Source organism: Porticoccus hydrocarbonoclasticus MCTG13d, from assembly GCF_000744735.1.
Classification (GTDB): Bacteria; Pseudomonadota; Gammaproteobacteria; order Pseudomonadales; family Porticoccaceae; genus Porticoccus; species Porticoccus hydrocarbonoclasticus.
In genome coordinates this window covers 1,736,029-1,762,231 of record NZ_JQMM01000001.1, presented here as the reverse complement: position 1 = coordinate 1,762,231, position 26,203 = coordinate 1,736,029, and the positions used below count along the sequence as shown (strand labels likewise).

Sequence of the window (26,203 nt, the reverse complement as noted above, 5' to 3'; positions counted from 1 at the left end):
CTTGGATCAGGAGCACATTACCCATGATTGAACTCTACACTGCTGCCACACCCAATGGCCACAAAGTCAGCATCGCACTTGAAGAACTGGATCTCCCCTATGACATGCACGTGCTCAGCCTGAGCGATAATGAACAAAAGCAGCCTTGGTACCTTGCACTCAATCCCAATGGCAGAATCCCCACTATTGTAGATCGCGCCAATGACAATTTTACGGTTTTTGAGTCGGGCGCCATATTGATCTATCTGGCGGAGAAAACCGGACAATTGCTATCGAGTGATCCAAAGGAGCGGTCTCGTACTTTGCAGTGGCTGATGTTCCAGATGGGTGGTATCGGCCCGATGATGGGTCAAGCCAACGTCTGGTACCGTTACTGGAATGAAACCTATCAACCGGCAATCGATCGCTATCAAAACGAGGTGAAACGTCTCTTTGGCGTTTTGGACAGCCATCTGAAAGGCAGACAGTTTCTCACCAATGAGCTGAGTATTGCCGATATCGCCAATTGGGCCTGGGTACGAATTTACGACTGGTCCGGGATTGACATCAAACCCTTCCCTCACTTGCAACGATGGGTTGAACGGCTGAACGAACGGCCCGCTTTCCATCGGGGGATCAACCAGCCCGCCGCTGAATACGAACAGGAAGACAAGGCGACCTCCTTCGTTAAGGGGGCCCGCAATATGCTGACCAAATAACAGCGCTATCCTGAACGATTAATGCGCAGACTAAGAATTATCCTGGCGAGGGTACGTGCGTCAGGTGTTTCACCCGCATAGCGCATGGTTTCATACATTCGGGTCACTTCAACCAGTTCCCTGCCCAATTCGGGTCTGGATTCAGCAACGCGCTGCGCATAATCCCTCGGCCCTTCACCCACCTGCCTGGGAAAACCGGCTTTTTCGAGTTTTTGGCATAGCCGGAGAAACTCCCGGTCCAACAGGTCCCGGGGCCGTTCACGGCGACGTGGCAGCAGCATCCATAACCCCAGCAAAAGCAGCAAACCGCCGCCCACCCCAGTCAGGGCCAGCGCGATTCGCCAGGGCGAGTTGTCTCCCAGCAGGTTGCGCAGAAAAGCAGTCTGTATCTGATCGTAACCCAGTACCCAAAGGGCCCAGTTGTAATTGAGTGACTCAATCTGCAAACGCAGTTGATTCAGCCAGCCAATATGGCGAAAGCGCACCAGTGAAACCGGTGAATCCGCTAAAAAATCTGTTTCGTCGCCCAACACCGACTGCAAATCCTGCTCGATACGCTGAGGTGCTACGGCGGCTGTCGGGTCAACTCTCACCCAGCCCCTATCCTCCAGCCAGATTTCCGCCCAGGCATGGGCATCATATTGACGCACGACTAGGTAGTCGTCGGGGTGCCGCTCGCCGCCCTGGTAGCCGGCAACAACCCTTGCCGGAATACCGGCAGCACGCATAAAAAACACGAAGCTGCCGGCAAAATGCTCACAGAAGCCCCGCTGGCTATCGAACAGAAACTCGTCCACAGAATGTTTGCCCAGTAGTGGCGGTTGCAACGTGTAGACGAACTCACTGTTGTATAGCGTCAACACCCTCGATACCAGTTCAAGATCATCGCTGACCATCTTGCGCCAGCGACTGGCCAGCTCCCGGGTTCGGGGGTTAAATTCTTCAGGAAGCTGTAGATAGACTGTCCGGTGTTGAGGGGGCAGCCCTTGAGGTTCGAGACGGTGCTCAGGCCAACTGTTGACCCGATACTGCTTTTTACTCCTCAGGGGATAGGCAGAAATCAGGCGATAATCCCTGGTCAGGCCAACACCCTCACTGTCAGGTTTCGGTGTATCGAGGGCATAGAGCCAACGCTGCTGAGTGGGTTCGATTACCACACTGAATGCCAGGGGCTCACCCTTCCGTTCAATGAGCTGATCCCAGCTTTTAGGGGGTTCGCCATACCATTGGACAAGGCCGCTGTCCTGAAAACGGGAAAGCGGAGACCTGGACCAGGTGCGTCCGTCAAATTCGGCGAGCACCAAACCCCGCCAGTAAAGATTTTGCTGGGCGGGGATCGCCTCTTCAAAGCTCACCCGGAAAGCCAGCTCACCGGAACGGCCCAACCGGCTGAAGTCACCGGGAGACATCGTATCAGTGATACCTGTTTTGGCGCTTTGCTGTTGCATTGGCACCGACCATAGTGCGCCGAGTCTCGGCATAAAGATAAACAACAGCAACATGAGCGGCAGCGCCTGCACCATGATGGCCATCGCCTGACCTAACGGACGCAGATGCCTATTGCCAGCGTCACTGCCGTGCAAGCCGAGCAATGCTGCCAGAACCAGTGACAGACAACCGATGATATAGAGGGTGTTACCAATAGATTGATCAAACAATGCATCCAGTGCAGTGATAAAAAAGGCCAGGAAAACCACCAGATAGGCATCGCGACGGTGGTGCATTTCGAGCAGCTTTAATAGGTAAGCCGAAACCAGCAGTGCCACCATAGGTTCAAGTCCAATCGGACTACCGTATTCGACCACCAGCCCCGCCAGACAGAGCCCCAACAGACCCGTTTTTATCAGCCGGGAGGGAGGGCGCCAGGCGCTTCGATAAAGCTGGATTCGCCATATTGTAGCCACCGACGCTGCCAGCAGTATCCAGCTGGGCAAATGATCTGCATGGAGAACAATCACAGCAGCAAAGGCTACCAGCAGCCAGAACAGGCCATTTCGGTGAATTTTCCAGACAGGCGATGTCACCGCTCCCCTCCCCGGTCTGGCAGGCCAAACAGGGCCAACTCTCGAAGCACCTGAAGTCGATGTGGATCCGTGGTATTTGGCGCAATGGTTAGGCCCGGCAGCTTCAGTCCATAGGGGATATCCAATGGCACAATACTGAGCAGAAGACCACAGAGCCTCGACAATCTGGCTTCGGTATCAAGCCCGGGAAATGCATCCCAATCCAGCCAGAGCCGCTCGTCCTGAACCGAGCCATAATGTTTCGTATATAACCCCTGCTCTCGGGCAAACTGCTTCCAGGCAATGCGCTTCGGCGAGTCACCAGGACGATAGCCACTCAGCCCGGTAAAATCCTCACCGCCCTCAAGAATCTGCACTATTAATTCCTCGTCTCCATCCATGGAGCTGGCAGTGGTTCGCCGATTCAGCGCTGTCTGTGGCGATGGATAGACAAGGCAACGGATATTCAGATCTATCTGTGTCCATACCCTGAACAGTCCTAGCGGATAGAGACTCTCCACAAACAACCGACCGGGATCAATCAGCCCCCTGCTGGAAGGGACAAAGCCCAGTTTTACCCGAGCTTCTTCTGTCGCCTCTATGTCAATGGCAACCGGTTCGTGTCCGGCAAATGCCAGGATAAGATTTTCGCGCCGACGTTTACCCGATTGATGAAGTACCAGTTCAATCGTTAGTGGGTGTCCGGCATGGCCAGGGCTTACTCGAGAACAGCTGATATTGAGACCAGACAGATTCGCAAAACTGTGCAGTATGGCCACCACAAAAATTGATGTCAGCAGGCAGGTAATACCAAATACCAGATTATTTTCATAATTGGTGGCTACCAGCCAGCAAAGTACGACCAGCAACAGAAATGAAAATCCCGCTTTGGAGGGAAAAATAAACAAACTGCGGGTATTCAGCTGTACCTGCCGGGCTGGTGGCAATCGGTGTCCCAACCAACGTGCGTAGAGTTGCTGAAAAAATTGCCTGAATCGACTGATCATGACGGCCTTTTTTGTCCTGCAGCACGAGGCAAAAATACTTCCACGTCCTGCTCCGACTTCATCGTCCGCTGTTTGTCTAAAAAATATCCACTGCGTTCAGCACCAAGTTGGCAAGCACATCGCCATCGTGATTGGCGCATTCTCCAGCACCACGTAACCGATGACCTGCAACGGAGGGAAAAACTGCCTGAATATCTTCAGGGATCACATATTGCCGGCCATGGATCAGAGCCCAGGCACGGGCACATTGCAGTGCGGCCAATGCACCGCGTGGAGATAACCCGTAGTAAAAAACGGGATCATCGCGGGTAAATTGCACCAGCCGTTGCAGGTAGTCCACCAGATTTTCAGCCACTTTCACATCAGCTACGTGTTGCTGAATCTGCAACAGCTGCTTTGCTGGCAATAATGTTTTGATCTCTGCCAATCGACTGCGGGGATTGACCCCTGACAACAATGCCCGTTCGGAGCGCGGATCCGGATAACCCAGCTCAATACGCATCAGAAAGCGATCCAGTTGTGACTCCGGCAATGGGTAGGTCCCCGATTGCGTCAGCGGATTCTGGGTGGCTATCACAAAAAATGGATGCGGTAGCGGGCGGGTTGCACCTTCCACCGTCACCTGGCCCTCGGCCATTGCTTCCAGTAATGCACTCTGGGTTTTTGGTGTCGTGCGGTTTATTTCATCGGCGAGCAGCAATTGGCTGAATACCGGACCGGGGTGAAATTCAAACTGTCCCCGATTTCGGTCATAAACAGAAATGCCCAATATATCGGCAGGTAACAGGTCACTGGTAAATTGAACTCGATTGTAGGAGAGGCCCAGAACAGCTGCGAGCCCCTGTGCCAACGTGGTTTTTCCCATACCCGGCATATCTTCGATGAGCAGGTGCCCACCGGCAAACAGACAGGTAATCGCCAGCCGGATCTGCTCATTCTTGCCTATCAACACCCTGCCGATAGAGGTGACCAATTTGTCTATCACCTGACGCATATTGTTCACTTCCATTTCAGTGTGACTATGAGGATGGAATCAAATAGCAGTCAAACCATGCAACAGATCGTTCTTGATATCCTCAATGTCTTCGAGGCCAACGGCAACACGGATCAGATTTTCAGTGATACCCGAGGCCTTTTTCTGTTGATCGTTCAAGCGGCCATGGGTCGTCGTTGCGGGATGAACAATGGTCGTTTTTGCATCACCAAGGTTGGCTGTCAACGAGAGTATTCGGGTACTGTCGATAACCTTCCAGGCCTGCTCCCGGCCACCTCGTACCCGAAATGAAAGCACACCACCAAATCCGCGCTGTTGCCGTGCAGCTAGCTGGTGACCGGGATGATCGGGCAGTCCGGCATAAAACACCTGTTCAACGGCCGGTTGCCGCTGCAACCACTCTGCCAATAGCTGTGCATTGACGGAGTGTGCATCCATTCTCAATCTCAGCGTCTCAAGACCCTTGAGAAATACCCAGGCATTGAAGGGGCTCATGGTGGGCCCGGCACTGCGAATAAAAGACAATACTTCATCGACCAGCTCGCTGCGGCCACAAACCACCCCACCGAGGCAGCGTCCCTGGCCATCGAGGTATTTGGTTGCCGAGTGAATCACCAGATCAGCACCCAATGCGAGCGGTTTTTGCAGGGCCGGGGTGCAAAGACAGTTGTCGACAACAAAAAGTACATCCTCAGCGCGGGCCAATTCAGCGAGTGCAGTAATATCCGCCACTTCACAGAGTGGATTGGAAGGCGTCTCCAGAAATAGCAGTTTCGTTTCAGGGCGTATCGACTGTTTCCACAAAGCGAGGTCGGTGACCGGCACAAAGGTGGTTTCCACACCCATCTTGCTCAGGTATTTATTGAGCAATACCGTGGTCGTTCCAAACACGTCTCGTGAACAGACCAGATGATCGCCGCTTTTTAAAAAGGCCATACAGGTGCTCAGGATAGCGGCCATTCCCGATGAGGTCGCGACGGCTTGTTCAGCCCCTTCCAGAGCCGCAATGCGCTCTTCAAAAGTCCGCACTGTCGGGTTGGTATAGCGGGAATAGACATTACCTGGTTGATCGCCAGAGAATCGCGCCGCAGCCTCGGCGGCATTGGCAAAGACGTAACTCGATGTCAGAAACAATGCTTCACTGTGCTCACCTTCTGCAGAGCGACGCTGGCCAGCACGGATAGCCAGTGTGTCCAGTCCGGCTTCAGCAAGAGAATTATCAATGTCGTCAGCTGCTTTCATTACCTGAGTTCCATTTCCGAGTTATGCAGGCCAATGACCTCACCATTTCCCGAGGATGCCGATTTCCCCTTTTTTGAATTACTCTTGGCTTTATCGTTGCGGACTGATTCGAGTCTGTCCAGATAAGCCTGATTGACATCGCCCGTTACATAAATACCGTCAAAGACAGCACAATCAAAGAACACAATATCGGAATTACCCTCTTTGGCACTGGCGATAAGGTCTTCCAGCTCCTGATAAATCAACCAGTCTGCACCGATCAGTGTGGCGACCTCCTGCTCGGTTCTGTCATGGGCAATCAGCTCCCGTGCAGATGGCATGTCGATACCATAAACATTGGGATAGCGAACCGGCGGCGCAGCCGAAGCCACATAGACTTTACTGGCTCCCGCCTCACGGGCCATCTGAATGATTTCCCTGGACGTAGTGCCCCGAACAATAGAATCATCCACCAGCAAAACATTTTTTCCTTTGAATTCCAGCCTTACCGGATTCAGTTTCTGTCGCACAGACTTCTTGCGCTCCTTCTGTCCCGGCATAATAAATGTCCGCCCGATATAGCGGTTCTTCATGAATCCTTCGCGGAATTTAACCTGCAAATGTTCAGCAATCGCCTGGGCAGCCACCCGACTGGTATCAGGCACAGGAATCACCACGTCAATATCGTGCTCCGGATATTGCCGGAGAATTTTCTCGGCCAGATGCTCACCCATACGCAGACGACACTTGTAAACAGAAATACTGTCAATAATGGAGTCGGGGCGGGCAAAATATACGTGTTCGAATATACAGGGCATCAACTGCGGGTTATCGGCACACTGCTGCAAATGGAGTTCCCCCTGCTCATCCACATAAAGTGCCTCGCCCGGTTCAATATCCCGGACCAGCTGAAAGCCGAGCACATCCAGTGCGACACTCTCCGATGCCACAATATATTCCATGCCCTGCGCCGTTTCGCGCTGGCCAAATACCAGAGGACGAATACCAAGCGGGTCCCGGAAAGCGACCATGCCATAATTGGCAATCATACCCACTACCGCGTAAGCCCCTCGGCATCGGCGATGCACACGTCTCACTGCTTCAAAAATATCGGCGGGCAATGGTTGCAACTTACCCTGCAAGTGCAGTTCATGGGCAAAAACGTTGAGCAATGCTTCGGAATCTGAATCTGTGTTGATATGCCGGAGGTCCGATTTGAAAAGATGCTCCATCAGCTCATCGGTATTGGTCAGATTGCCATTATGTGCCATGCAGATCCCGTAGGGAGAGTTCACATAAAACGGCTGGGCCAGGGCAGCACCAGAACTGCCGGCAGTCGGATAACGCACGTGACCGATACCCATGTTGCCTTCCAGCTCGGCCATGTGGCGGGTATGAAACACATCCCGAACCAGACCGACCCCTTTCCTCTGGTTAAGGCGGCCACCTACACAGGTCATGATGCCTGCAGCATCCTGACCCCGATGTTGAAGCATCGTCAATGCATCATAGAGCTGCAATTTGACATCGCTTTTACCGACAATTCCGACAACGCCACACATGGACTAAACAACCTCGTTTTTTAAAGACTTGCTGGCTGCGCTGTGACGCCTGTTCACTAGAGCAGATTTTTTAGAAAACCTAACACCGCAGCTCCTGCCTCCCTGGCGAAATGTTCAAACTGCATAAAAAAAGAAATCAAACGTGATTCCTGCCACCATACATCCTCTGCCACTGGCAGTATTTCCGTCAGGACAAGCAGTACCACCATAATAATGATCAGGCCCCGGGTCAGACCAAACAACACACCCAGGAGCCGATCGGTGCCCGTCAGACCCGTCGCTTCCACCAGTTTTCCCAATAGATAACTGCAGATACCGCCAATGATCAAAACAACAATAAACAGAGTGATCCAGGCAGTCAGCATACGCAGGGAAGGCGTTGAAATGAGATCAACCAGCCATAATGCGAGCTCATCGTGGAAAATGGATGCAATGATTGCCGCTGCGAGCCAGATCACCAACGACAGAGCTTCTTTGATGAAGCCTCTCACCGCGCTAATCAGCACGGAAAACCCTAAAACTGCAATAATCGCCCAGTCTGCCCAGTTCATGCTTTCATCATTTTTTAGAATGACCGAGAGTGTATCAGAGCGAGGTTCTACGGTCAGGGATCAAAGTGCAACATCAATGCATTGACACCATATTTTTTGTCGATGGCCGCTTTGTCTTCCATCAGCTTACTCTTTAGCACCTTGGGACCCACAAAAACCCGGTTCAGCTCTCCGACCTCGCCTTTCTGATCACGGACATAGGCGCTATAACCATCCGCCAGAAGCTGCTTCAGCAACGACTGCGCCTTTTCCGCATCACGAAAACTGCCCACCTGCAAAACCCAGGCTTCCGCAACACCCTCTTCAGTCAACCCCGGCGGCGGCGGTGAGGAAGTCTCAACCTCTGCTTCTATCTCTTGGGAAACCTCGGGCTGGAAGATATTTTCATCGTCTATTGCAGTTTCAATATTGTCCGGGCGATCCGGTTCATCAACGACCACCGGAGCAATGTCCGGTGAGTCGGGAATTTGCGAGCGAGTATCGACCTTGGCTACATCAGAAAAATCAAACAGTAAAGCGAACAGAATCAGAGCCAGCGCCAGCAATACAAAGCCACCAACAATGCGCTGTTTCATATTTTCACTCAACATCCTTTTTTCCTTTTGGCAGGTTTTGCCACCAATCCAGTATCGGACCAACCGTGAAGAAAGAGCCGAAAACGACCACTTGATCGTCGGAAGTAGCTTCACGCAAGGCCGATTCAAGAGCGTTCAGCGGAGAAGAACAGACCCTCGTTCTGACGGATACCGACCCATTGGTATTGTACAACATCGATGGGAGCATACCTGCATCTGCGGCTCTAGGCTGGTTTGGTATATTGCAAAAGTACCAGCTTTTAACCATCGGTCCCAACGGTGCAAGAATATTTGGAATATCTTTATCCGCCATCAGACCGACAACCGCAATCAAGTGGCCCGAGAAACTATTGAGCCGATCTGCCAACAGCGTCGCTGCCTGGGGGTTATGGGCCACATCCAACACCACGGATACACCATTGATAGTCACTTTTTGAAACCGGCCCGGTACCGCAACAGCACCGATTGCACTGGTATCTACTTCAGAAGGTGACAGACCTGTGATCAGACTGGTGGCTTGCAGGGCACAGGCAATACTGGCAGACGGCAGTGAAGTCTCAGGCAACGGTACAAATTGCTTGGCCGAAAAATCCCTGCCATTGACCATCAGCTTTGCACCAACTTTCTCTGCGGTGCCGATTAACCCTGCAACTGGATTCGGGTCACCACAAATCAGCGGTTTACCCGCACGTGCAATGGCCGCTTTTTCAGCCCCTATTTGGTTGAGATCATCACCGAGCCATTCCTGATGATCCAGCGCTACACCTGTGACAATCGCTATATCGGCATCAAGAATATTGACTGCGTCGAGCCGCCCTCCCAAACCGACTTCGAGAAGCGCAACATCCGGCTCCTCCCTGGCCATCAGTATCAAGGCAGCCAACGTACCAAATTCGAAGTACGTCAGGCTCGTCTGCCCTCTGGACTGCTCTATTTGTTCAAATGCTTCACAGATTGCCTCGTCACTGACGCAATGGCCATCAATTACTATCCGTTCGCGGTAGTTGATCAGATGAGGCGATGTATAGCAGGCCACGCGGTAACCCGCAGCTGACAACAGTGCTTGAAGTGCAGCGACGCAAGAGCCTTTGCCGTTGGTGCCGGCAATGGTGACGACGGTTTTAGCGGGTGAACGCCTGTCCGGCACATCCACCAGCCCCAACTCCCTCGCAACCAGGCGAATCCGCCCCAGACCAAGCTCAATCTCTTTGGGATGCCTGTTTTGTAACAGGGTCAGCCATTCACTCAGTGAGCGCTGGGGCATCGATATGATCAGGTTCTGGACAATGGGTAAACTTTGATATGAGTGACGCCAGCGTATCCCGAAGCTCAGGGCGAGGAATGATTAAATCGATTGCTCCGTGCTCCAGCAGAAATTCTGCCCGCTGAAAACCCTTGGGCAAGCGCTGACGGATGGTTTGTTCAATGATATTGGGCCCGGCAAAACCTGCTCTTGCCGCAGGCTCGGCGGCGTTAATATCGCCCAACAGCGCAAGACTGGCAGAAACACCGCCATAAACAGGGTCTGTCATTACCGAGATATAGGGCGTGCCCTGACTTTTAAGCCTTTCGATAATTGCGCTGGTTTTGGCCATCTGCATGAGGGATATCAGTGCCTCCTGCATACGGGCACCACCCGTGGCGGAGAAGCAGATCAAGGGGATATTTTCCTGCAGTGAAACCTGGGCTGCACGGGTAAAGCGTTCACCGACCACATAGCCCATGGAACCACCGTGAAAGGCAAACTCAAATGCCACTGCAACAACAGGCATGCCCTTTAATGTACCTTTCATCGCCACCAGTGCATCGTCTTCACCGGTCAATTTCTGGGCGTCATTCAACCGGTCTTTATATCGCCGCACATCCTTGAATTTGAGACGATCAACAGGCTTGACCTCTGTGGCAAGTTCCTCACGACCCTCACGATCAAGAAAGAAGTCCAGTCGACGGCGGGCACCTATACGGAGGTGATGATCGCACTTCGGGCAGACTTCGAGATTCTTTTCAAGCTCTGGACGATAAAGTGGTGCACTGCATTTAGGGCATTTTTTCCACAGCCCTTCGGGAACACTCTGGGTGCGGTCTTTTTTCTGGGTCGCCGGACCCTTGGGGCGGATTTTTTCCAACCAGCTCATAGTTTATTCCGTCAGTTATCCAGTGCATCCCGCATTTCTGCGACCAGGCTTGAAACTGCCTTTGAAAAAGTTTGTGGTGACGTTTCACCGCGCGCAGCCAGCTCAGCCATTTTACTCACCAGCACACTACCAACCACCACGCCATCGGAGAGGTCGGCAACAGCGCGCGCTGAGGTACCATCTTTAATCCCGAATCCTACACAGACTGGCAGGTCAGTCAATGTGCGGATATGGTCCACATGCTGTTTCACTGACACCACATCGAGATTACCAGCACCGGTCACTCCTTTCAGCGAGACATAATAAATAAAGCCACCGGCCATTTCTGCAACCATTTTCTGTCGCTTATCACTGCTGGTGGGTGCCAACAGAAAAATATTTTCAATACCTGCGTCGCCAAGCTGTTGATTGAATTCTCCCGCTTCCTCAGGGGGAAGATCGACTGTCAGAACCCCATCAATCCCGGCATCAAGAGCCAGCTCAATAAAATGCTGATACCCCAACCGCTCTATGGGGTTGGCATACCCCATCAGAATGACCGGAGTGGTGAAATCGGTCTCCCTGAATTGTTTTACCAGTGTCAATGCGTCACGCAGACTACTCCCGTGGGCCAGAGCCCGCTCATGGGCCTTCTGAATCACCGGCCCCTCGGCAGTCGGATCTGAAAAAGGGACACCGAGCTCGAGAATATCAGCACCCTGTTCAACCAGGGCATGCATCACCGGCAGCGTCACATCGGCGGCGGGATCACCCAATACTACATAAGGAATCAAGGCCTTGCGGCCCTGTTGTTTAAGAACTTCAAAACGTTGTTTAATCCTGTTCACAGACAATTTTCCAACTTCTTTTTTTACTGATGCATGATTACAAAGTGATGCCATCGATTTCTGCAACTGTCAGAATATCTTTGTCACCCCGTCCGGAAAGATTCACTACGATGGTCTGATCTGGATCCATCTGGCGAGCCAGTTTTTCAGCATAGGCAATCGCATGACTGGACTCCAGAGCCGGCATGATACCTTCGATTCTGGTGAGATGACGAAATGCATCCATTGCCTCATCGTCGTCAATGGCCACGTATTTGACACGACCGATATCTTTCAACCAGGAATGCTCCGGGCCAACTCCGGGGTAATCCAGTCCAGCTGAGATAGAGTGGGTTTCAATAATCTGCCCGTTTTCGTCTTCCATCAGATAAGTACGGTTACCGTGGAGAACACCGGGGATGCCGTCGTTAAGTGGCGCGGCATGTTTGCCTGTACCGAGGCCAAACCCTCCAGCTTCAACACCGTACATAGCAACCGATTCGTCTGCCAGAAATGGGTGAAACAGACCGATGGCGTTTGATCCTCCACCAACACAGGCGACCAACGCATCCGGTAATTTACCGGTTTGGGCCAATGACTGCTGACGGGCCTCGCGGCCGATCACAGATTGAAAGTTCCTCACCAACTCCGGATAGGGGTGAGGTCCTGCACAGGTACCAATAATATAAAACGTGTCATCCACATTGGTCACCCAGTCGCGCAGTGCTTCATTCATGGCATCCTTGAGTGTTCTGGAACCGGAGGTCACGGGCACGACCGTCGCGCCGAGCAGCTTCATACGGTAGACATTAAGGGACTGGCGCTGGATGTCTTCCTCACCCATGAACACATGGCATTCCAGACCAAGACGGGCAGCAACAGTGGCCGTAGCCACACCGTGTTGACCAGCGCCGGTTTCAGCAATTACCCGTTGCTTGCCAGTATGCTTGGCCAGCAGCGCCTGCCCGATCGTATTGTTGATTTTGTGTGCACCGGTATGGTTCAAGTCCTCACGCTTGAGAAACAACTTCGCACCACCGGTCTCTCTGGTCCAGCGTTCGGCAAAATACAGCGGCGATGGCCGCCCGACATAATGGGCGAGATCGTAATCAAACTGGGCCTGAAATTCGGGATCATCCTTTAAGCTGCGATAAATACTCTCCAACTCATCCAGTGCATAAATCAGGGTTTCAGAAACAAAGCGTCCACCGTAGGGGCCGAAATGGCCATGCGCATCCGGCATCTGGTTAAAGTCAATCGAGGCTTTCTTATTCACTGTGTTCTCCGTCGTGTTACCCGGCTGAAGCACGGGCAATAAACTGTTCAATGAGTCGAGCGGACTTAATACCCGGAGCCGTCTCCACACCGCCACTCACATCTACGGCGTAGGGTCGGGTCTGGGAAATGGCATCGGCCACATTCCCCGGGTTCAAACCGCCCGCCAGAATCAGCGGGAAATCTGAACCCGATGGCAGACGCCGCCAGGCAAACGTTTCTCCGGTACCGCCATACTTGTCTTTATGCCAGGCATCAAACAGAAATCCGCTCGCGCTGGGGAAGCGCGCCAGCTCCTTTGACAGATTCAGGTCCGGCGCCATTCTTATCGCTTTGATAAACGGCCTGCCAAACTGCCGGCAATACTCATCGTCCTCATCGCCATGGAACTGCAGAAGTTGCAGCCCCACTCTCTCAAGTGTCCCTGCCACCTGTTGCTGCGGAGCATTGACAAACAAACCGACCGTTGTGACAAAGGGACCCACTTCGGCTGAGATGACTGCGGCATCTGATAGGCCCACAAATCTGGGGCTTTTTGCATAAAACACCAGACCTATTGCATCAACTCCGGCAGCAGCAGCAACACGTGCATCTTCCGGTCGGGTTATACCGCAGACTTTGACACGAGTTCGTTTCACTATGCGCCCCATTGATTCTGGAAGGATTGTAGCAAAAAAAGCACTGATTGCGGCTATTGGACACCGCCCTTCTTCGATCAGACTTCTGCAATAAATTGAGGGCCTGGTACAAACAGAGGTACGTCAAAACAGTCGGGGTAGTTCACCCTCACCAGATACAAACCGTTAGGTGGGGCTGTTGGCGGCGCTTTAGTACGATCCCGCAGTAATAGCAGCTCTTTCAACCAGTCTTTTGATCTGTCGCCACGGCCGATACAGAGCAATGCTCCAACAATATTGCGGACCATATGGTGAAGAAACGCATTTGCGGTTATTTCGACAATGACAAGGTCTGCCTGTCGCCAAACCCTGGCTCGATGGATATTTCGATTTGGCGAGTTGGACTGACAGCCTGCAGCTCGAAAGGAACTGAAATCATGTTCTCCGATCAAGTGCTGAATGGCCCGATGCATGTCAAGCGCATTCAGCGGCCGCTTCTCCCAACTCAATCCATGGTAGAAAAGCGCAGAACGCTGAGCCTGATTGCTAATCAGGTATCGGTAGGTCCTGGCTGTGGCACTGAAACGCGCATGAAAGCCTGCTGTTTGTTCGGCCACCCAGTGCAATCTTATCCCGTAAGGTAAATTGGCATTACCGCCCAGTAGCCAGTTGCGATTATGCCTCTTCGCAGCAGTATCAAAATGAACAATCTGGTTGGTGCCGTGTACGCCGGTATCCGTGCGCCCGGCACAGACGACCGATATGGACTCATTGGCGACCCTGGACAGGGCTGCTTCCACTGAGGCCTGCACACTGGGGCTATGTCGCTGCCGTTGCCAACCACAAAAAGCGCTGCCGTCATATTCGACGGCAGCAGCGATGCGTTTTACCCCGGCAGGAAGAACAAAGTCCTCAGCCGGGTGCCCGAGAGACCTCGTCTCTCGGGTTAGTCCCGGAATCATTGTTGTCAGGAAAGTGTCTCGAGAAGATCGTTAGCTTTTTTGCGCTGCTCTTCGGTACCACTCTGAAGTACCTCCTCGAGCAAATCGCGCGCATTGTCAGGGTCGCCCATATCCGCATAGGCTTCTGCCAGAACCAACTTGGTATCGGACTCGTCATCGTCACCCAGTGAATCCTCCACACTGGCTAGATCATCAAAGCCATCATTTTCTGTCCGGGGTTCAGCCTGTTCAATGGTCGAGCTCTCAGACTCTGCCATTGAAAAATCCTGGTCGTCAGACAGGGCTGTGTCTTCCGTTTTGTCAGCTCCTGCCTGTTTATTTTGTGCTTTGGCGGGATCTTCTTCATCGAAATCAATATCCTGCATACCCTCATCGATCTCAGTCGACAGTGCACCCAGGTCCATGTCCTCGAGGTCAAGATCCAGATCAAAGTCCGGCTCGGACTCCCCGGCGGATGATTGCGTATCCGGAGATGTTGAGGTCAAACCTTCATCAGCGGAAACCTTATCGGCAGAGCTCTCTTCGGCAGAAAATTCACTTGTAGTGAAAAGGTCAATGTCATTTAAATCACGATCTGCCGAAGGCGTTACACCCTCTTCATCTTGCGGGTAAGTGTCATCCTCAAGGGAGGCATTGGGGGACACATCACCCAGATCGTAATCGAGTGTCGGGGCCTCAAAGTCCGCCGAGTCCACTGAAGAATCCGGTATCCCGGTTGAAATATCAGCATGCGCATCAGAGTCGGCCGAGGTATCCGGAGAAGTATATTTCCCAGGCAACAATTCTGCTTCAAGAGCAAGCGCCCGGGCGTCGGCCTGACTGTCATTGAGTTCAGCCAGTGAGGCCTTTTCTGCCTCAAAGGCATCCGGGTTATTGGCGTTGACATGTACTTCCAGCAATTTTAGACGCAACGAGCTGTCTTGCGGGTCGGCCTCTATGGCCTTGCGAAGAATATTCTCAGCCTGACGATAATTTCCCAGCGAGAGATAAATATCTGCTTCACCCTTGGGGTCAACGCCTTCACCATCACCGAGCTCGAGTTCCTCCAGGTCTTTTAAATCTGACTCATCCAGCTCTGCGGCGACCTCATGGACATACTGCTTTTCTGTCTCAGTAAAGGTTTCGGCAGGATTTTCTTCAGGTAATTCAGGTTCTTTAGAGGTAGTCAGAGTTTGAAGAGAGACTTCGTCCTGGTCGTCATCATCGTTTTTCCGATTGCGGAAAAACATGACCACCGCCAGTAAAAGCGCAAGTAGCGCAATCAAGGGATAAAGCAAGTAGTCCATCCATCCAGCCAGCCCCGATGACCTATCACCTTGACCACCTTCATGAGCTGGTGCAGGTTCGGCATTGTCTTCAACATCTGACGCTGAGGGCTCTTCTGTGGCTGAGGGCTCTTCTGTGGCTGAGGGCTCTTCTGCCTGAACTGCCAACTGGGTACCGCGCAGGGAATCATCCTGAATTTCCACCAGACGATTCATGGTAGACAACTGTTCTTCCAGGTTGGCGATACGGGTTTTCAGATCATCATTTTCACGAAGGGTCTTGTCCAGTTCCTCCTGTGCGGCTATTAACTCATCTCCGGAACCAGAGGAGCTGCCAGCCTCACCGCCACCATTCACGTTTCCGGTGGATTGCTCGCTGGTATCATCGGCGCCCAGCGCAGCGAGTTTGAGTCGGCCCTCTCCTGCCGACCCGGAATCCGTTGCCACTACATCCTGGTCAGTGGCATCAAGCACAGGCGCCAATGCCCCGCTCTCTTTAGCCGGTATCGATTCAGGCTGACTGAGTTCAGTCCTGACCTCTGTTTGGGTCAATGCCCGGATATCACTGCCCTCCGGCAACCGAAGAACAGCCCCTTTTTTCAGCAGATTAATATTGTCATTGATGAAAGCATCGGGATTAAGCTGTTTGATAGCCGCCATAGTCTGATTCATGGTGGCCTGCCGGGGACGAATCCGCTGGGCAATGGCCCAGACTGTATCACCGGCGTTGACACTGTATTGACCATCACCTGCTACAGGTGTCTGACTGGAGGGCGTATTTGATGCAGGCTTGGGCGACGCTGGAGTACTGCGGAGCTGCGGGCCGGAACTCGCAGCCTCAATCTTTTTTGCAGCGGTTCTCTCCGAGGCATAAATCGGCAAATCGAGCAACAGGGTATATTCACGCACCAGACGACCAGTTGGCCACTGAACCTCTACCAGAAAATTCAAATAGGGCTCGCGGATAGGTTTCTTTGAAGTAATCCGAAGCACAGGTTGAGCGCGGTTTGCGAGATCTACTGAAAAATTCAGATCTGTCAACAAAAACAGTCTTTCGACACCTGCGTTTTTGAAATCCCTCGGGGAGCCCAATCCAACCAGTATTTCGATATCAGTCAACTCACCAATGCTGGTCAATTGAACTTCGGCATCAAGTGGTTCGTTGAGGGATGAGTTCAACTTGATCTCCCCCAGCCCCAAAGCCAAAACGGTATTAGTCAGCAACAGGCCAAGCAAGCCGGTGGTCAATATCAAGGTACGCAGCGTCATAGGATATTCCCTGTTTTACTTTGTGAGACAGTTTCCTGCCCGGATCTGAAACTTTTCAGAAAACTGTTCACACCTTATTAGGTTCCGTCTGCAAGTATTTATGACTAATAAGAATTGTTCAACTGCCATGGCAACCAAATATCGACAAATAACCGGACTGATCAACCTGAACTATGACCGATTGCACAAAACCGGCCTCTGTTCAGTGCGGTTAATGCTGTCCTGAACACGATACACCGGTCCATTTTCAACCGTCAGGCTTCCAGTAATATGCGCAACATCCGACGCAGTGGTTCCGCTGCGCCCCATAAAAGCTGGTCGCCAACCGTAAACGCAGAGAGATATTGACTACCCATATTCATTTTACGCAATCGTCCTACCGGCACATGCAGATGACCGTTAACCGCCGCTGGTGTCAATTCTCGCAGCGATGCCTCACGCTCATTGGGCACAACCTTAACCCAGTCATTGGACTCGGCAATGATGGACTCTATTTCATCCAGGGGCACATCCTGAGTCAGCTTTACGGTCAACGCCTGACTGTGACAACGCATCGCACCGATACGGACACAGATGCCGTCAACCGGAATCACCGTATTGCCAGAGCGGCCGAGAACCTTATTGGTTTCAGCCTGGCCTTTCCACTCCTCCTTGCTTTGCCCACTCTCCAACTGCACATCAATCCAGGGCAACAGGCTACCCGCTAACGGTGCGCCGAAGTGATCCGTCGGCAGTGAGCTACTGCGCATGGCAGCGGCAACTTTTTGGTCAATCTCAAGAATTGCAGAGGCAGGATTGGCAAGTTCTGATGCCACCGAGTGTTCGATAACGCCCATTTGGGCAATCAGTTCACGCATATTCTGTGCGCCCGCACCGGATGCCGCTTGATACGTCATGGCAGAGGTCCATTCCACCAGTCCTTTATTGAACAAGCCGCCCATCGCCATCAGCATCAGACTGACAGTACAATTGCCACCGATAAAGTTTTTGACTCCACGACCGATGCCATCTTTAATCACAGACAGATTAACCGGGTCCAGAACAATCAGCGCATCATCGGCCATCCGCAAGGCAGAGGCGGCATCAATCCAGTAGCCCCGCCAACCAGCATTTCGCAACTGTGGATACACCGCTTTGGTGTAATCGCCTCCCTGACAAGTGATGATAATATCCATTTTTGCCAGTGATTCGACATCATTGGCATCCTGTAGCGGCGGAACATCGACGCCGACCACCTGCGGGCCAGGCTGACCCAATTGGGAAGTCGTAAAGAATATGGGCTCGATCAGAGCGAAGTCATTCTCCTGCTGCATGCGCTCCATCAGGACCGAACCCACCATTCCTCGCCAACCTACAAAACCAACTTTATTCATTTAATTCAACCTATTATAAATTTATCAGAGAAAATACTTTAATTTTAAGCACACCTCAGAGTGCCGCCACTACCGCATCGCCCATTTCAGCAGTGCTCACCTTTCGGGTCCCTTCAGTATAGATGTCTGACGTACGCAGTCCATTATCCAGCACGGCGCTCACAGCCTGTTCGATAGCAACAGCGGCATCCGGGGCCTGCAGGGAGTAACGCAGCATCATTGCGGCGGAGAGTATGGTTGCGAGCGGATTGGCAATGCCCCGGCCGGTAATATCCGGCGCCGAGCCATGACAGGGTTCGTAGAGGCCTTTGCCGTTCCTGTCGAGCGAAGCAGAGGGTAACATGCCTATCGAACCGGTTAACATCGCAGCCGCATCTGACAGAATGTCACCAAACATGTTGCCAGTGACAATCACATCAAACTGCTTGGGCGCCTTGATCAGCTGCATGGCAGCATTATCTACATACATGTGACTCAGCTCTACGTCCGGATAGTCACTTGCCAACACTTGCATCACTTCTCGCCAGAGAATAGTGGCCTCCAGCACGTTGGCCTTATCCACGGAACAGACCCGGCGGTTGCGCACTCTGGCCGCCTCAAATGCCAGCTTGCCGATACGAACAATTTCGGATTCCGAATATTTATAGGTGTTGAACCCCTCTCGCTCACCATTTTCCAGCACCCGGATACCTCTGGGCTCACCGAAATAGATCCCACCCGTTAACTCACGAACAATCAGGATGTCCAGGCCAGACACAATTTCCGGTTTCAGGGACGAGGCCCCTGCCAGCTGAGGGTAGAGAATCGCAGGGCGCAAATTACCGAACAACCCCAGGCCCGAGCGCAATTTGAGCAAACCTTTCTCGGGACGTAGCTGCCTGTCAACCTTATCCCACTCGGGCCCCCCGACTGACCCCATCAAAACAGCGTCACTCTGCCGGGCTTTTTCCAGGGTCGCTTCAGGGCAGGGATCCCCTACCGCGTCGTAGGCGGCACCGCCCAACAGGCCCTCTTCAAATTGCAGGCCGAGATGGAACCTTTCATCAATTCGATGCAGCACCTTAGTGGCTTCATTGACGATTTCGGGACCAATATGATCCCCCTTCAATATCAGTACTTTTCTACTCACTGCCGGAATCCTTTATTTGATGGCATGGAACAGCCACGGACAACGTATCTCTTGCTGTGCTTCATAGGCACGAATGGTATCGGCTTCTTTCAGGGTCAAACCAATTTCATCGAGCCCTTCCAGCAAACACTGCTTGTAAAACGGGTCAATCTCAAAGGAGAGCACTTCGCCATCCGGCTTGATCAACCGTTGGCGAGGCAGGTCCACAGTCAACTGATAGCCAGGATTCTGCTCAGCCTCACAGAACAAATCAGCAACAATATTTTCATTTAAAACAATAGGTAGCAATCCATTTTTAAAGCAATTATTAAAGAATATATCGGCATAACTGGGAGCAATAATCACCCTGAATCCATAGTCTTCCAGAGCCCACGGCGCATGTTCACGACTGGAACCACAACCAAAGTTTTCTCGAGCCAACAGGATGGAAGCCCCCTGATAGCGGGGCCAATTGAGCGGAAAATCCGGATTGAGAGGTCTTTCGCGGCCCTCCTGCCCGGGTTGACCTTCATCAAGGTAACGCAACTCATCAAATAGATTGGGACCAAACCCGGTGCGCTTGATCGACTTCAAAAACTGTTTTGGAATGATCATGTCGGTATCGACGTTGGCCCTGTCCATAGGGGCCACCAGCCCTTTATGTACGGTAAACACTTTCATGCCATGCTCCTCTGGTTCAACGAACGAACATCTGTAATATGCCCAGCAATAGCGGCGGCTGCAGCCATGGCAGGGCTGAGCAGATGGGTACGGCCACCATTACCCTGACGTCCTTCAAAATTCCGATTGGACGTTGAAGCACAGTGTTCGCCCGCACCGAGCTTGTCGGCATTCATGGCCAGACACATGGAACATCCGGGCTCTCGCCACTCCATCCCTGCTTCGATAAATATTTGATCAAGCCCTTCCGATTCAGCCTGCGCCTTGACCATTTGCGAGCCCGGGACAACCAGCACCTGTTTCACTGTTGACGCCACCTTGCGACCCTCGGCAATCGCTGCTGCGGCCCGCAAGTCCTCAATACGGGAGTTGGTACAAGAGCCGATAAATACCCGGTCTACGGGAATACTGGTCACCGAGCTGCCACCCTGCAGGCCCATATATTTCAAGGCGCGTTCGATAGCCTGACGCTTGACTGGATCCGTCTCATCTTCAATGCGAGGGATGCTGCCTGTGACCGGGACAACCATCTCAGGCGAAGTACCCCAACTGACCTGTGGCACGATGTCACTGCCACTGATGACGACCGTTTTATCAAAAACAGCATCTGAATCACTTTGTAGCGTGCGCCAGTAGCTGACGGCCCTGTCCCACATTTCACCGGTCGGGGCAAAACGTCGGCCTTTGAAATAGGCAATGGTTTTATCGTCCACAGCTACCATGCCCACCCTGGCACCCGCCTCGATAGCCATATTACAGACGGTCATGCGACCCTCAATGGACATATCACGAAAAACCTGGCCGGCAAATTCAATGGCGTAGCCATTTCCACCGGCAGTACCTATCTCACCGATGATGGCAAGGATCACGTCCTTCGCAGTGACACCTACTCCCAGCTCACCGTCCACCTTAATCAACAGGTTTTTCATTTTCTGGGTCACAAGGCACTGAGTAGCGAGCACATGCTCCACTTCTGAAGTTCCAATACCATGGGCCAGACAGGCAAATGCGCCATGGGTCGCCGTGTGGGAATCACCGCAGACAACGCTCATACCGGGCAGCGAAGCACCGAGTTCGGGGCCCATCACATGCACAATGCCCTGCCCCATTTCATTCATTTTAAATTCACGAATACCGAAAGATTCACAGTTCTCATCCAGCGTTTTCACCTGAATCCGGGACGTTTCATCCGGGATCGCATCCACACCCGCTGCCCGCTCTTCGCGGTCTGTCGATATATTGTGGTCAGGCGTGGCAATATTTGTATCCAGCCGCCAGGGTTTGCGACCGGCCAACCGCAAACCCTCAAATGCCTGCGGCGAGGTTACTTCATGCAGAATATGACGGTCGATATACAGTAGCGCAGAACCGTTTTCGCGCTGTTGCACCAGGTGTGCGTCCCAAAGTTTATCGTAAAGGGTTTTACCAGCCATCTTAAGCACCACTAAAATTAATCATTGCGAGTATTTTAAGGATCGCCATCAAATAACACAAATTCATCTTTTTTATAATTTTGATTCCTATATAGAATAGTTATAATCAATATCATGGATACCCAATTACTGGAATCGTTTATAGCTGTGGCCGAGACAGGATCATTTTCTATCGCGGCAGAGCGCATTCACATGACGCAGCCCGCCGTCAGCAAACGGATTGCGCTGCTTGAGGAAAAGCTGAAATGTCGACTATTTGACCGGATTGCCCGATCGGTCACCCTGACCGAGGCCGGGGAAGCACTGCTGCCCAGAGCTGCCCGTATCCTGCGGGAAGTTGCAGACACACAACAGGCCATCAGCGACCTCACCGGGGACATTGCCGGCCGATTGCGGCTGGCAATCAGCCATCATATCGGACTGCACCGCTTGCCACCGGTGCTAAAACAATTCGCCCAACACTACCCCTCCGTAACCATGGAGGTGGATTTTATGGATTCAGAAAAAGCCTATGAGGGGGTTTTACAGGGCAGGTTTGAAGTGGCTGTCATCACCCTGGCGCCACAGGCTAACCCCAAAATTGAATCACGCATCATCTGGCCTGATATTCTGGCTTTCATGGTATCGGATGATCACAGCCTGCTGAAAGAACCCCAGGTGACACTCGAGACCCTGCGACGTTACCCGGCAATCCTTCCGGGACCGGGAACCTACACAGGCCGGATGCTTCGCAACGTGTTTGAGCAGCATGGCATACCTCTGCCAACCACCATGACCACCAACTACCTGGAGACCATCAAGATGATGGTCAGCATCAGTCTCGGCTGGAGCCTGCTACCCATCAGCATGGTAGAGCCCGGCATCCGAATCATCGAACTGCCCGGCATCACCATAGAACGACAGCTCGGTTACATCCACCACCGCGAAAAGAGCCTGTCCAATGCCGGCAGGGCTTTTTTGAGGTTGCTGGACGCCAATCATTGAAACTTCGCTGTCAGCTCTTGTCGACGAGCGATCAGAATGCATCAATATCCAGCGCCAGGACCGAATCGGAACCCGCCTTGACCGCCGCCAGGTAAGAGGCCGTTCTCGGCAAAACATGCTCTGCAAAAAAATTGGCTGTGGTCAGCTTGCTGCTGTTGAATAGCGGGTTGCCACTATCCGCTTTTTGTAATTTAGAGGCTGCCACGGCGCTTTTTGCCAGCATGGCTCCGGCCACACATGTGCCCATTAACATGAGCAGGTTATGCGCCATGGCACCCGGGGTTGCCCAGTTTTCATCAGCCGCACTGGCAAGAAGCACCTCGACCGCCTCTTTTAAATCAGCCAGCGACGCCGATAAAGACTCGGCGATTACCGGCAGACCTGCGTCACCGGCCTCGCGCAGGACAGGATGGAGATCCTTGATCAACTCCATTGCGCCCAAACCCTGATCCCTGGCAATTTTACGCCCCACCAGGTCCATGGCCTGGATACCGTTGGTACCCTCGTAAATTGGCAGGATGCGAGCATCTCTCAGATGTTGGGCAGCGCCGGTTTCCTCTACGTAGCCCATACCGCCGTGCACCTGTATGCCAAGGGATGTAACCTCCAGACTGATTTCCGTGCACCAGCCCTTTACCAATGGCGTCAAAAGGTCAACCCGCCTCTGGTGATAGCGACTCTGCTCCTCATCCTCCATTTTATGTGCACGATCTTCGTGCGCTAACGAAGAGTAGGCCATGGCGCGGGCACCTTCAGTCAGAGCACGCATTTGCATCAGCATACGGCGGACATCCGGGTGATGAATGATGGCAACCCCGTTTTTACCTGGAATCGCGCCCTGAATCCGATCTTTGGCAAAAGCGACCGCTTGCTGGTAGGCACGCTCACTGACAGCGACACCCTGCAAGCCAACGGCGAGGCGTGCCTCATTCATCATGGCAAACATGTAGACCAGGCCCTGGTTTTCCTCACCGATCAGATAGCCCACTGCGCCACCGTTATCACCGAACGCAAGCGTGCAGGTGGGGCTCGCATGAATACCCATCTTGTGTTCAAGTCCGACGCAATAGACATCATTGCGTTCACCGCGCGTGCCATCGTCCTTGAACTGATACTTGGGCACCAGAAACAGGGAGATGCCCTTGACCCCGGCGGGAGCATCCGGAGTTCTGGCCAACACCAGATGAATAATGTTATCCGTGTACTCATGATCGCCCCAGGTAATGAAAATCTTTTGGCCACTGAGCAGGTAATGGTCGCCATTTGGCGTGGCTTTGGTGCGCACTGCGGCCAGATCCGAGCCAGCCTGAGACTCCGTCAGGTTCATGGTGCCACTCCATTCACCGGAGATAAGTCGCGGCAGGTAAAAAGCTTTTTGCTGGTCACTGCCATAAATACTCAGGGCTGTGACCACACCTTTGGTCAACATGGGGCACAAACCGAATGCCATATTGGCAGACTGGCTCATCTCATCAACGGCGATGGACAGCACACCCGGCATACCCTGACCACCAAAATCCACATCGGCCGCCAACCCCATCCAGCCAGCTTCCAGCATCTGTTGATAGATGCCGTCCAGTACCGGGGCAGTGATGACCGTAGTGCCATCGAGCTGCGTCCCCTGCCTGTCAGCCAGCTGATTGGTCGGAGCGACCACTTCGCCAAAAAAGCGCGCGGCTTCAGTCAGAATAGCGTCCACCATATCCGGGGTGGCATCTTCAAAACCCGGCAATGCCGCGATCTCATCCATCGCCAAAACGTGATTGAGCAAAAAGGTCATGTCGGCTGTGGGTGCTCTGTAAATTGTCATGGTCTGAACCTTTTAAAAAATGCTTCCGAAAAATAAATACAGTGGACCGATTCTATCGCTTTTTAATGATATTCCATGGCAAGTTTGTGACTTATTAGTACTGTAAAAAAACCGGAGAGCGAACATACATTACACTAAGAGCGGCTTGCCAAATCTGAAAATTGTTGAGGATTCACCAGGTATCCCGTGTCGTCCAGTTCAGGATAGGCAAGATCCCGCGCCTGGCAAAACCTGGCAATCACCGGCTGACACCACTCAAACAATAATCGGTGGTATTCTTCATCGGGCAGACGACACTGACGGTAAAGTCCGGCAATAGCCCTCTGGCGCTGCGCCTCAGCAAGGATGATCGCACAGGCCACCGAGACATTATATGATTCAGACATGCCCATCATCGGTACCACCACACAACCGTCCACTTTATCCAGTGCCGGCCCACTGACACCGCGCTTTTCTGCGCCTAAAACCAACGCGGTTGGCCTGGTGTAATCGACGTCACGATAATCCATGGCATCCCCATCGCAATGGGCAGCAAGGACTTGAAAATCCTGCTGTTGGAGCCGCTCGATGGGCTCGGTAATTTTACGGTGAACCTCGGTTTTAACCCATTTCTGAGAACCCATTGCAGTCCCCGTGTGTGGACGAAAATAGCCGGTATCATAAACAGCGTGCACCCGGAGGATACCAACGGCATCACAGGTACGAAGGATGGCAGAAAGGTTTTGTCCCTTGTGAACCTGATCAGTAATAACCGTCAGATCCGGTTGGCGACGGTTCAGCACGTGCTGAATTTTCTCAAAGCGTTGCGGCGTCATTATTTAGCATGCCTGGTTGGGGACGGATTGATAATCCAACAAATTGTAACCTGATGCTTGCAGGCAGGTTGAGTCATGCGCAAAATAATTTCCACACGGCCATTTATCAACAACGGTTTAATTCAGGAGTACCCATTGACCAATCTTTCCGGGACAGCACTCTGGCAACAGGTACAGACGGTTACAAAGTCGGCCCTATCATCCGGTGCACTTAAATCGATTCCCACCCGCTGTATCGAGCAACAGGTCATGCTTGACCAACACACGCTCCACCTGCAAATCAGAGTTGTGGCCAATCTTGCCCGCAAGTCGAAGGCGACCAAAGATGCGGCCTCCCAGATTAAAAAACCCGAGGACTTTGACCCTTTTTTACCCTACGAACCGGCGCTTTATGTGGGTGAACTGACAGAGCATTACCGCTGCCTGTTAAATAAGTTTAACGTGATGGACCATCACATACTGATGGTAACAACGGAATTCGCCCATCAGCGTGAACCACTCAATAGCGAAGACTTTCATGCAGCGTTGATTTGCCTGCAGGCCCAACAGGGATTGGTTTTTTTTAATGGCGGCCCCGAGGCCGGTTCAAGCATTACCCACAAACACCTGCAGATGATTCCCTTTACCAAGATCAAAAATGAGACCGACAACAACTACCCCTTCGAGCCGTTGTTCAAACACCTGCCCTTGGCTGCAGAAGACAGCAAGCAGTCAACACTGCCATTTCCCCACAGAGTTGCAAGAACAGCATATCCCGTTGGCAACGAGTCCGATGAAATCAGACGCTGCGCCGAGCTCAACTGCCACAATTATCATAGGATTCTCAGTGAGTTTGAGCCGCACAATCTGGCTGACAGCCTGGCACCGGCACACAATCTGCTGATGACCAGAGAACACATCTGGGTTGTTCCACGAAGCCAAAGCAGCTTTAACAACCTGGCGATAAATGCGCTGGGGTTTGCCGGCACCATCCTGGTCAAAGATGACCAGCAACTCACACAGCTGAATCAGATTGGCTGTCTCGAATTATTGAAAAATGTGACACCGGATTGAGCAATT

General features: G+C 52.5%; 23 protein-coding genes. 3 read left to right on the top strand and 20 right to left on the bottom strand.

Annotated elements, in window-relative coordinates; all coding sequences use genetic code 11:
• Positions 1 to 23: 23 nt before the first annotated feature.
• A complete protein-coding gene (locus tag U740_RS08425; RefSeq protein ID WP_036860179.1) occupies positions 24 to 698 on the top strand; it encodes a glutathione S-transferase family protein in 675 nt (224 codons plus the stop codon).
• 5 nt (positions 699 to 703) lie between these two features.
• Here the strand turns inward: U740_RS08425 and U740_RS08420 are convergent, their stop codons facing one another.
• The 18 genes from U740_RS08420 to leuC form a co-directional block, all read right to left on the bottom strand.
• Positions 704 to 2,722, bottom strand: coding sequence for a transglutaminase TgpA family protein (locus U740_RS08420; protein WP_036860178.1), 2,019 nt, complete (start codon positions 2,720 to 2,722; stop codon positions 704 to 706).
• On the bottom strand, positions 2,719 to 3,708 hold the full coding sequence (locus U740_RS08415; protein ID WP_036860177.1) for a DUF58 domain-containing protein: 990 nt from the start codon (positions 3,706 to 3,708) through the stop codon (positions 2,719 to 2,721). Before U740_RS08415 ends, U740_RS08420 begins: the two co-directional genes overlap by 4 nt.
• A 76-nt stretch (positions 3,709 to 3,784) precedes the next feature.
• The gene (locus tag U740_RS08410; protein WP_036860176.1) at positions 3,785 to 4,702 is read right to left on the bottom strand and encodes an AAA family ATPase; all 918 of its coding nucleotides are present in this window, start codon (positions 4,700 to 4,702) and stop codon (positions 3,785 to 3,787) included.
• 39 nt (positions 4,703 to 4,741) lie between these two features.
• On the bottom strand, positions 4,742 to 5,944 hold the full coding sequence (locus tag U740_RS08405; RefSeq protein ID WP_036860175.1) for an O-succinylhomoserine sulfhydrylase: 1,203 nt from the start codon (positions 5,942 to 5,944) through the stop codon (positions 4,742 to 4,744).
• Positions 5,944 to 7,485, bottom strand: coding sequence for an amidophosphoribosyltransferase (gene purF, locus U740_RS08400; RefSeq protein ID WP_036860174.1), 1,542 nt, complete (start codon positions 7,483 to 7,485; stop codon positions 5,944 to 5,946). The genes U740_RS08405 and purF overlap by 1 nt, the downstream gene beginning before the upstream one ends.
• A 56-nt stretch (positions 7,486 to 7,541) precedes the next feature.
• Positions 7,542 to 8,036, bottom strand: a complete 495-nt coding sequence (locus U740_RS08395) for a CvpA family protein (protein ID WP_036860172.1) — start codon at positions 8,034 to 8,036, stop codon at positions 7,542 to 7,544.
• A gap of 53 nt (positions 8,037 to 8,089) precedes the next feature.
• Positions 8,090 to 8,626 carry an SPOR domain-containing protein gene (locus U740_RS08390; RefSeq protein WP_036860171.1) on the bottom strand — a complete coding sequence of 179 codons (537 nt, stop codon included), beginning with the start codon at positions 8,624 to 8,626 and terminating at the stop codon, positions 8,090 to 8,092.
• Positions 8,616 to 9,875 (bottom strand): bifunctional folylpolyglutamate synthase/dihydrofolate synthase, encoded by a 1,260-nt coding sequence (locus tag U740_RS08385; RefSeq protein WP_036860169.1) that lies wholly within the window; start codon positions 9,873 to 9,875, stop codon positions 8,616 to 8,618. The genes U740_RS08390 and U740_RS08385 overlap by 11 nt, the downstream gene beginning before the upstream one ends.
• Entirely contained in the window at positions 9,853 to 10,746 is an 894-nt protein-coding gene (gene accD, locus U740_RS08380) for an acetyl-CoA carboxylase, carboxyltransferase subunit beta (protein WP_036860168.1), read from the bottom strand. The genes U740_RS08385 and accD overlap by 23 nt, the downstream gene beginning before the upstream one ends.
• Positions 10,747 to 10,757: 11 nt before the next feature.
• On the bottom strand, positions 10,758 to 11,573 hold the full coding sequence (trpA, locus tag U740_RS08375) for a tryptophan synthase subunit alpha (RefSeq protein ID WP_036861694.1): 816 nt from the start codon (positions 11,571 to 11,573) through the stop codon (positions 10,758 to 10,760).
• A 37-nt stretch (positions 11,574 to 11,610) separates the two neighbouring features.
• Positions 11,611 to 12,795: a tryptophan synthase subunit beta gene (trpB, locus tag U740_RS08370; protein WP_051921653.1), complete on the bottom strand. Its 1,185-nt coding sequence runs from the start codon at positions 12,793 to 12,795 to the stop codon at positions 11,611 to 11,613.
• Positions 12,796 to 12,844: 49 nt separating this feature from the next.
• The gene (locus U740_RS08365) at positions 12,845 to 13,465 is read right to left on the bottom strand and encodes a phosphoribosylanthranilate isomerase (protein ID WP_235189844.1); all 621 of its coding nucleotides are present in this window, start codon (positions 13,463 to 13,465) and stop codon (positions 12,845 to 12,847) included.
• Positions 13,466 to 13,542: 77 nt separating this feature from the next.
• Positions 13,543 to 14,406 (bottom strand): tRNA pseudouridine(38-40) synthase TruA, encoded by an 864-nt coding sequence (gene truA, locus U740_RS08360; protein ID WP_081890892.1) that lies wholly within the window; start codon positions 14,404 to 14,406, stop codon positions 13,543 to 13,545.
• Positions 14,407 to 14,411: 5 nt separating this feature from the next.
• Positions 14,412 to 16,940, bottom strand: a complete 2,529-nt coding sequence (locus U740_RS08355; protein WP_036860166.1) for a FimV/HubP family polar landmark protein — start codon at positions 16,938 to 16,940, stop codon at positions 14,412 to 14,414.
• A gap of 254 nt (positions 16,941 to 17,194) precedes the next feature.
• Positions 17,195 to 18,313: an aspartate-semialdehyde dehydrogenase gene (gene asd / locus U740_RS08350; protein ID WP_036860165.1), complete on the bottom strand. Its 1,119-nt coding sequence runs from the start codon at positions 18,311 to 18,313 to the stop codon at positions 17,195 to 17,197.
• 55 nt (positions 18,314 to 18,368) lie between these two features.
• Positions 18,369 to 19,442 (bottom strand): 3-isopropylmalate dehydrogenase, encoded by a 1,074-nt coding sequence (gene leuB / locus U740_RS08345; RefSeq protein WP_036860164.1) that lies wholly within the window; start codon positions 19,440 to 19,442, stop codon positions 18,369 to 18,371.
• Between the two features lie 12 nt (positions 19,443 to 19,454).
• A complete protein-coding gene (leuD, locus tag U740_RS08340; RefSeq protein ID WP_036860163.1) occupies positions 19,455 to 20,102 on the bottom strand; it encodes a 3-isopropylmalate dehydratase small subunit in 648 nt (215 codons plus the stop codon).
• The gene (leuC, locus tag U740_RS08335) at positions 20,099 to 21,535 is read right to left on the bottom strand and encodes a 3-isopropylmalate dehydratase large subunit (RefSeq protein ID WP_036860162.1); all 1,437 of its coding nucleotides are present in this window, start codon (positions 21,533 to 21,535) and stop codon (positions 20,099 to 20,101) included. The genes leuD and leuC overlap by 4 nt, the downstream gene beginning before the upstream one ends.
• Before the next feature lie 114 nt (positions 21,536 to 21,649).
• Between leuC and U740_RS08330 the strand changes: the two genes are divergently transcribed.
• Complete coding sequence (locus tag U740_RS08330; protein WP_036860161.1) at positions 21,650 to 22,519, top strand: LysR family transcriptional regulator; 870 nt, start codon at positions 21,650 to 21,652, stop codon at positions 22,517 to 22,519.
• A gap of 31 nt (positions 22,520 to 22,550) precedes the next feature.
• Here the strand turns inward: U740_RS08330 and U740_RS08325 are convergent, their stop codons facing one another.
• Positions 22,551 to 24,329, bottom strand: a complete 1,779-nt coding sequence (locus U740_RS08325; RefSeq protein WP_036860160.1) for an acyl-CoA dehydrogenase — start codon at positions 24,327 to 24,329, stop codon at positions 22,551 to 22,553.
• Positions 24,330 to 24,463: 134 nt separating this feature from the next.
• Positions 24,464 to 25,144 carry a tRNA (guanosine(18)-2'-O)-methyltransferase TrmH gene (gene trmH / locus U740_RS08320; RefSeq protein WP_036860159.1) on the bottom strand — a complete coding sequence of 227 codons (681 nt, stop codon included), beginning with the start codon at positions 25,142 to 25,144 and terminating at the stop codon, positions 24,464 to 24,466.
• 75 nt (positions 25,145 to 25,219) lie between these two features.
• Here trmH and U740_RS08315 point away from each other — a divergent pair, with 75 nt between their 5' ends.
• The gene (locus tag U740_RS08315) at positions 25,220 to 26,197 is read left to right on the top strand and encodes an ATP adenylyltransferase family protein (RefSeq protein WP_051921320.1); all 978 of its coding nucleotides are present in this window, start codon (positions 25,220 to 25,222) and stop codon (positions 26,195 to 26,197) included.
• Positions 26,198 to 26,203 lie beyond the last annotated feature (6 nt).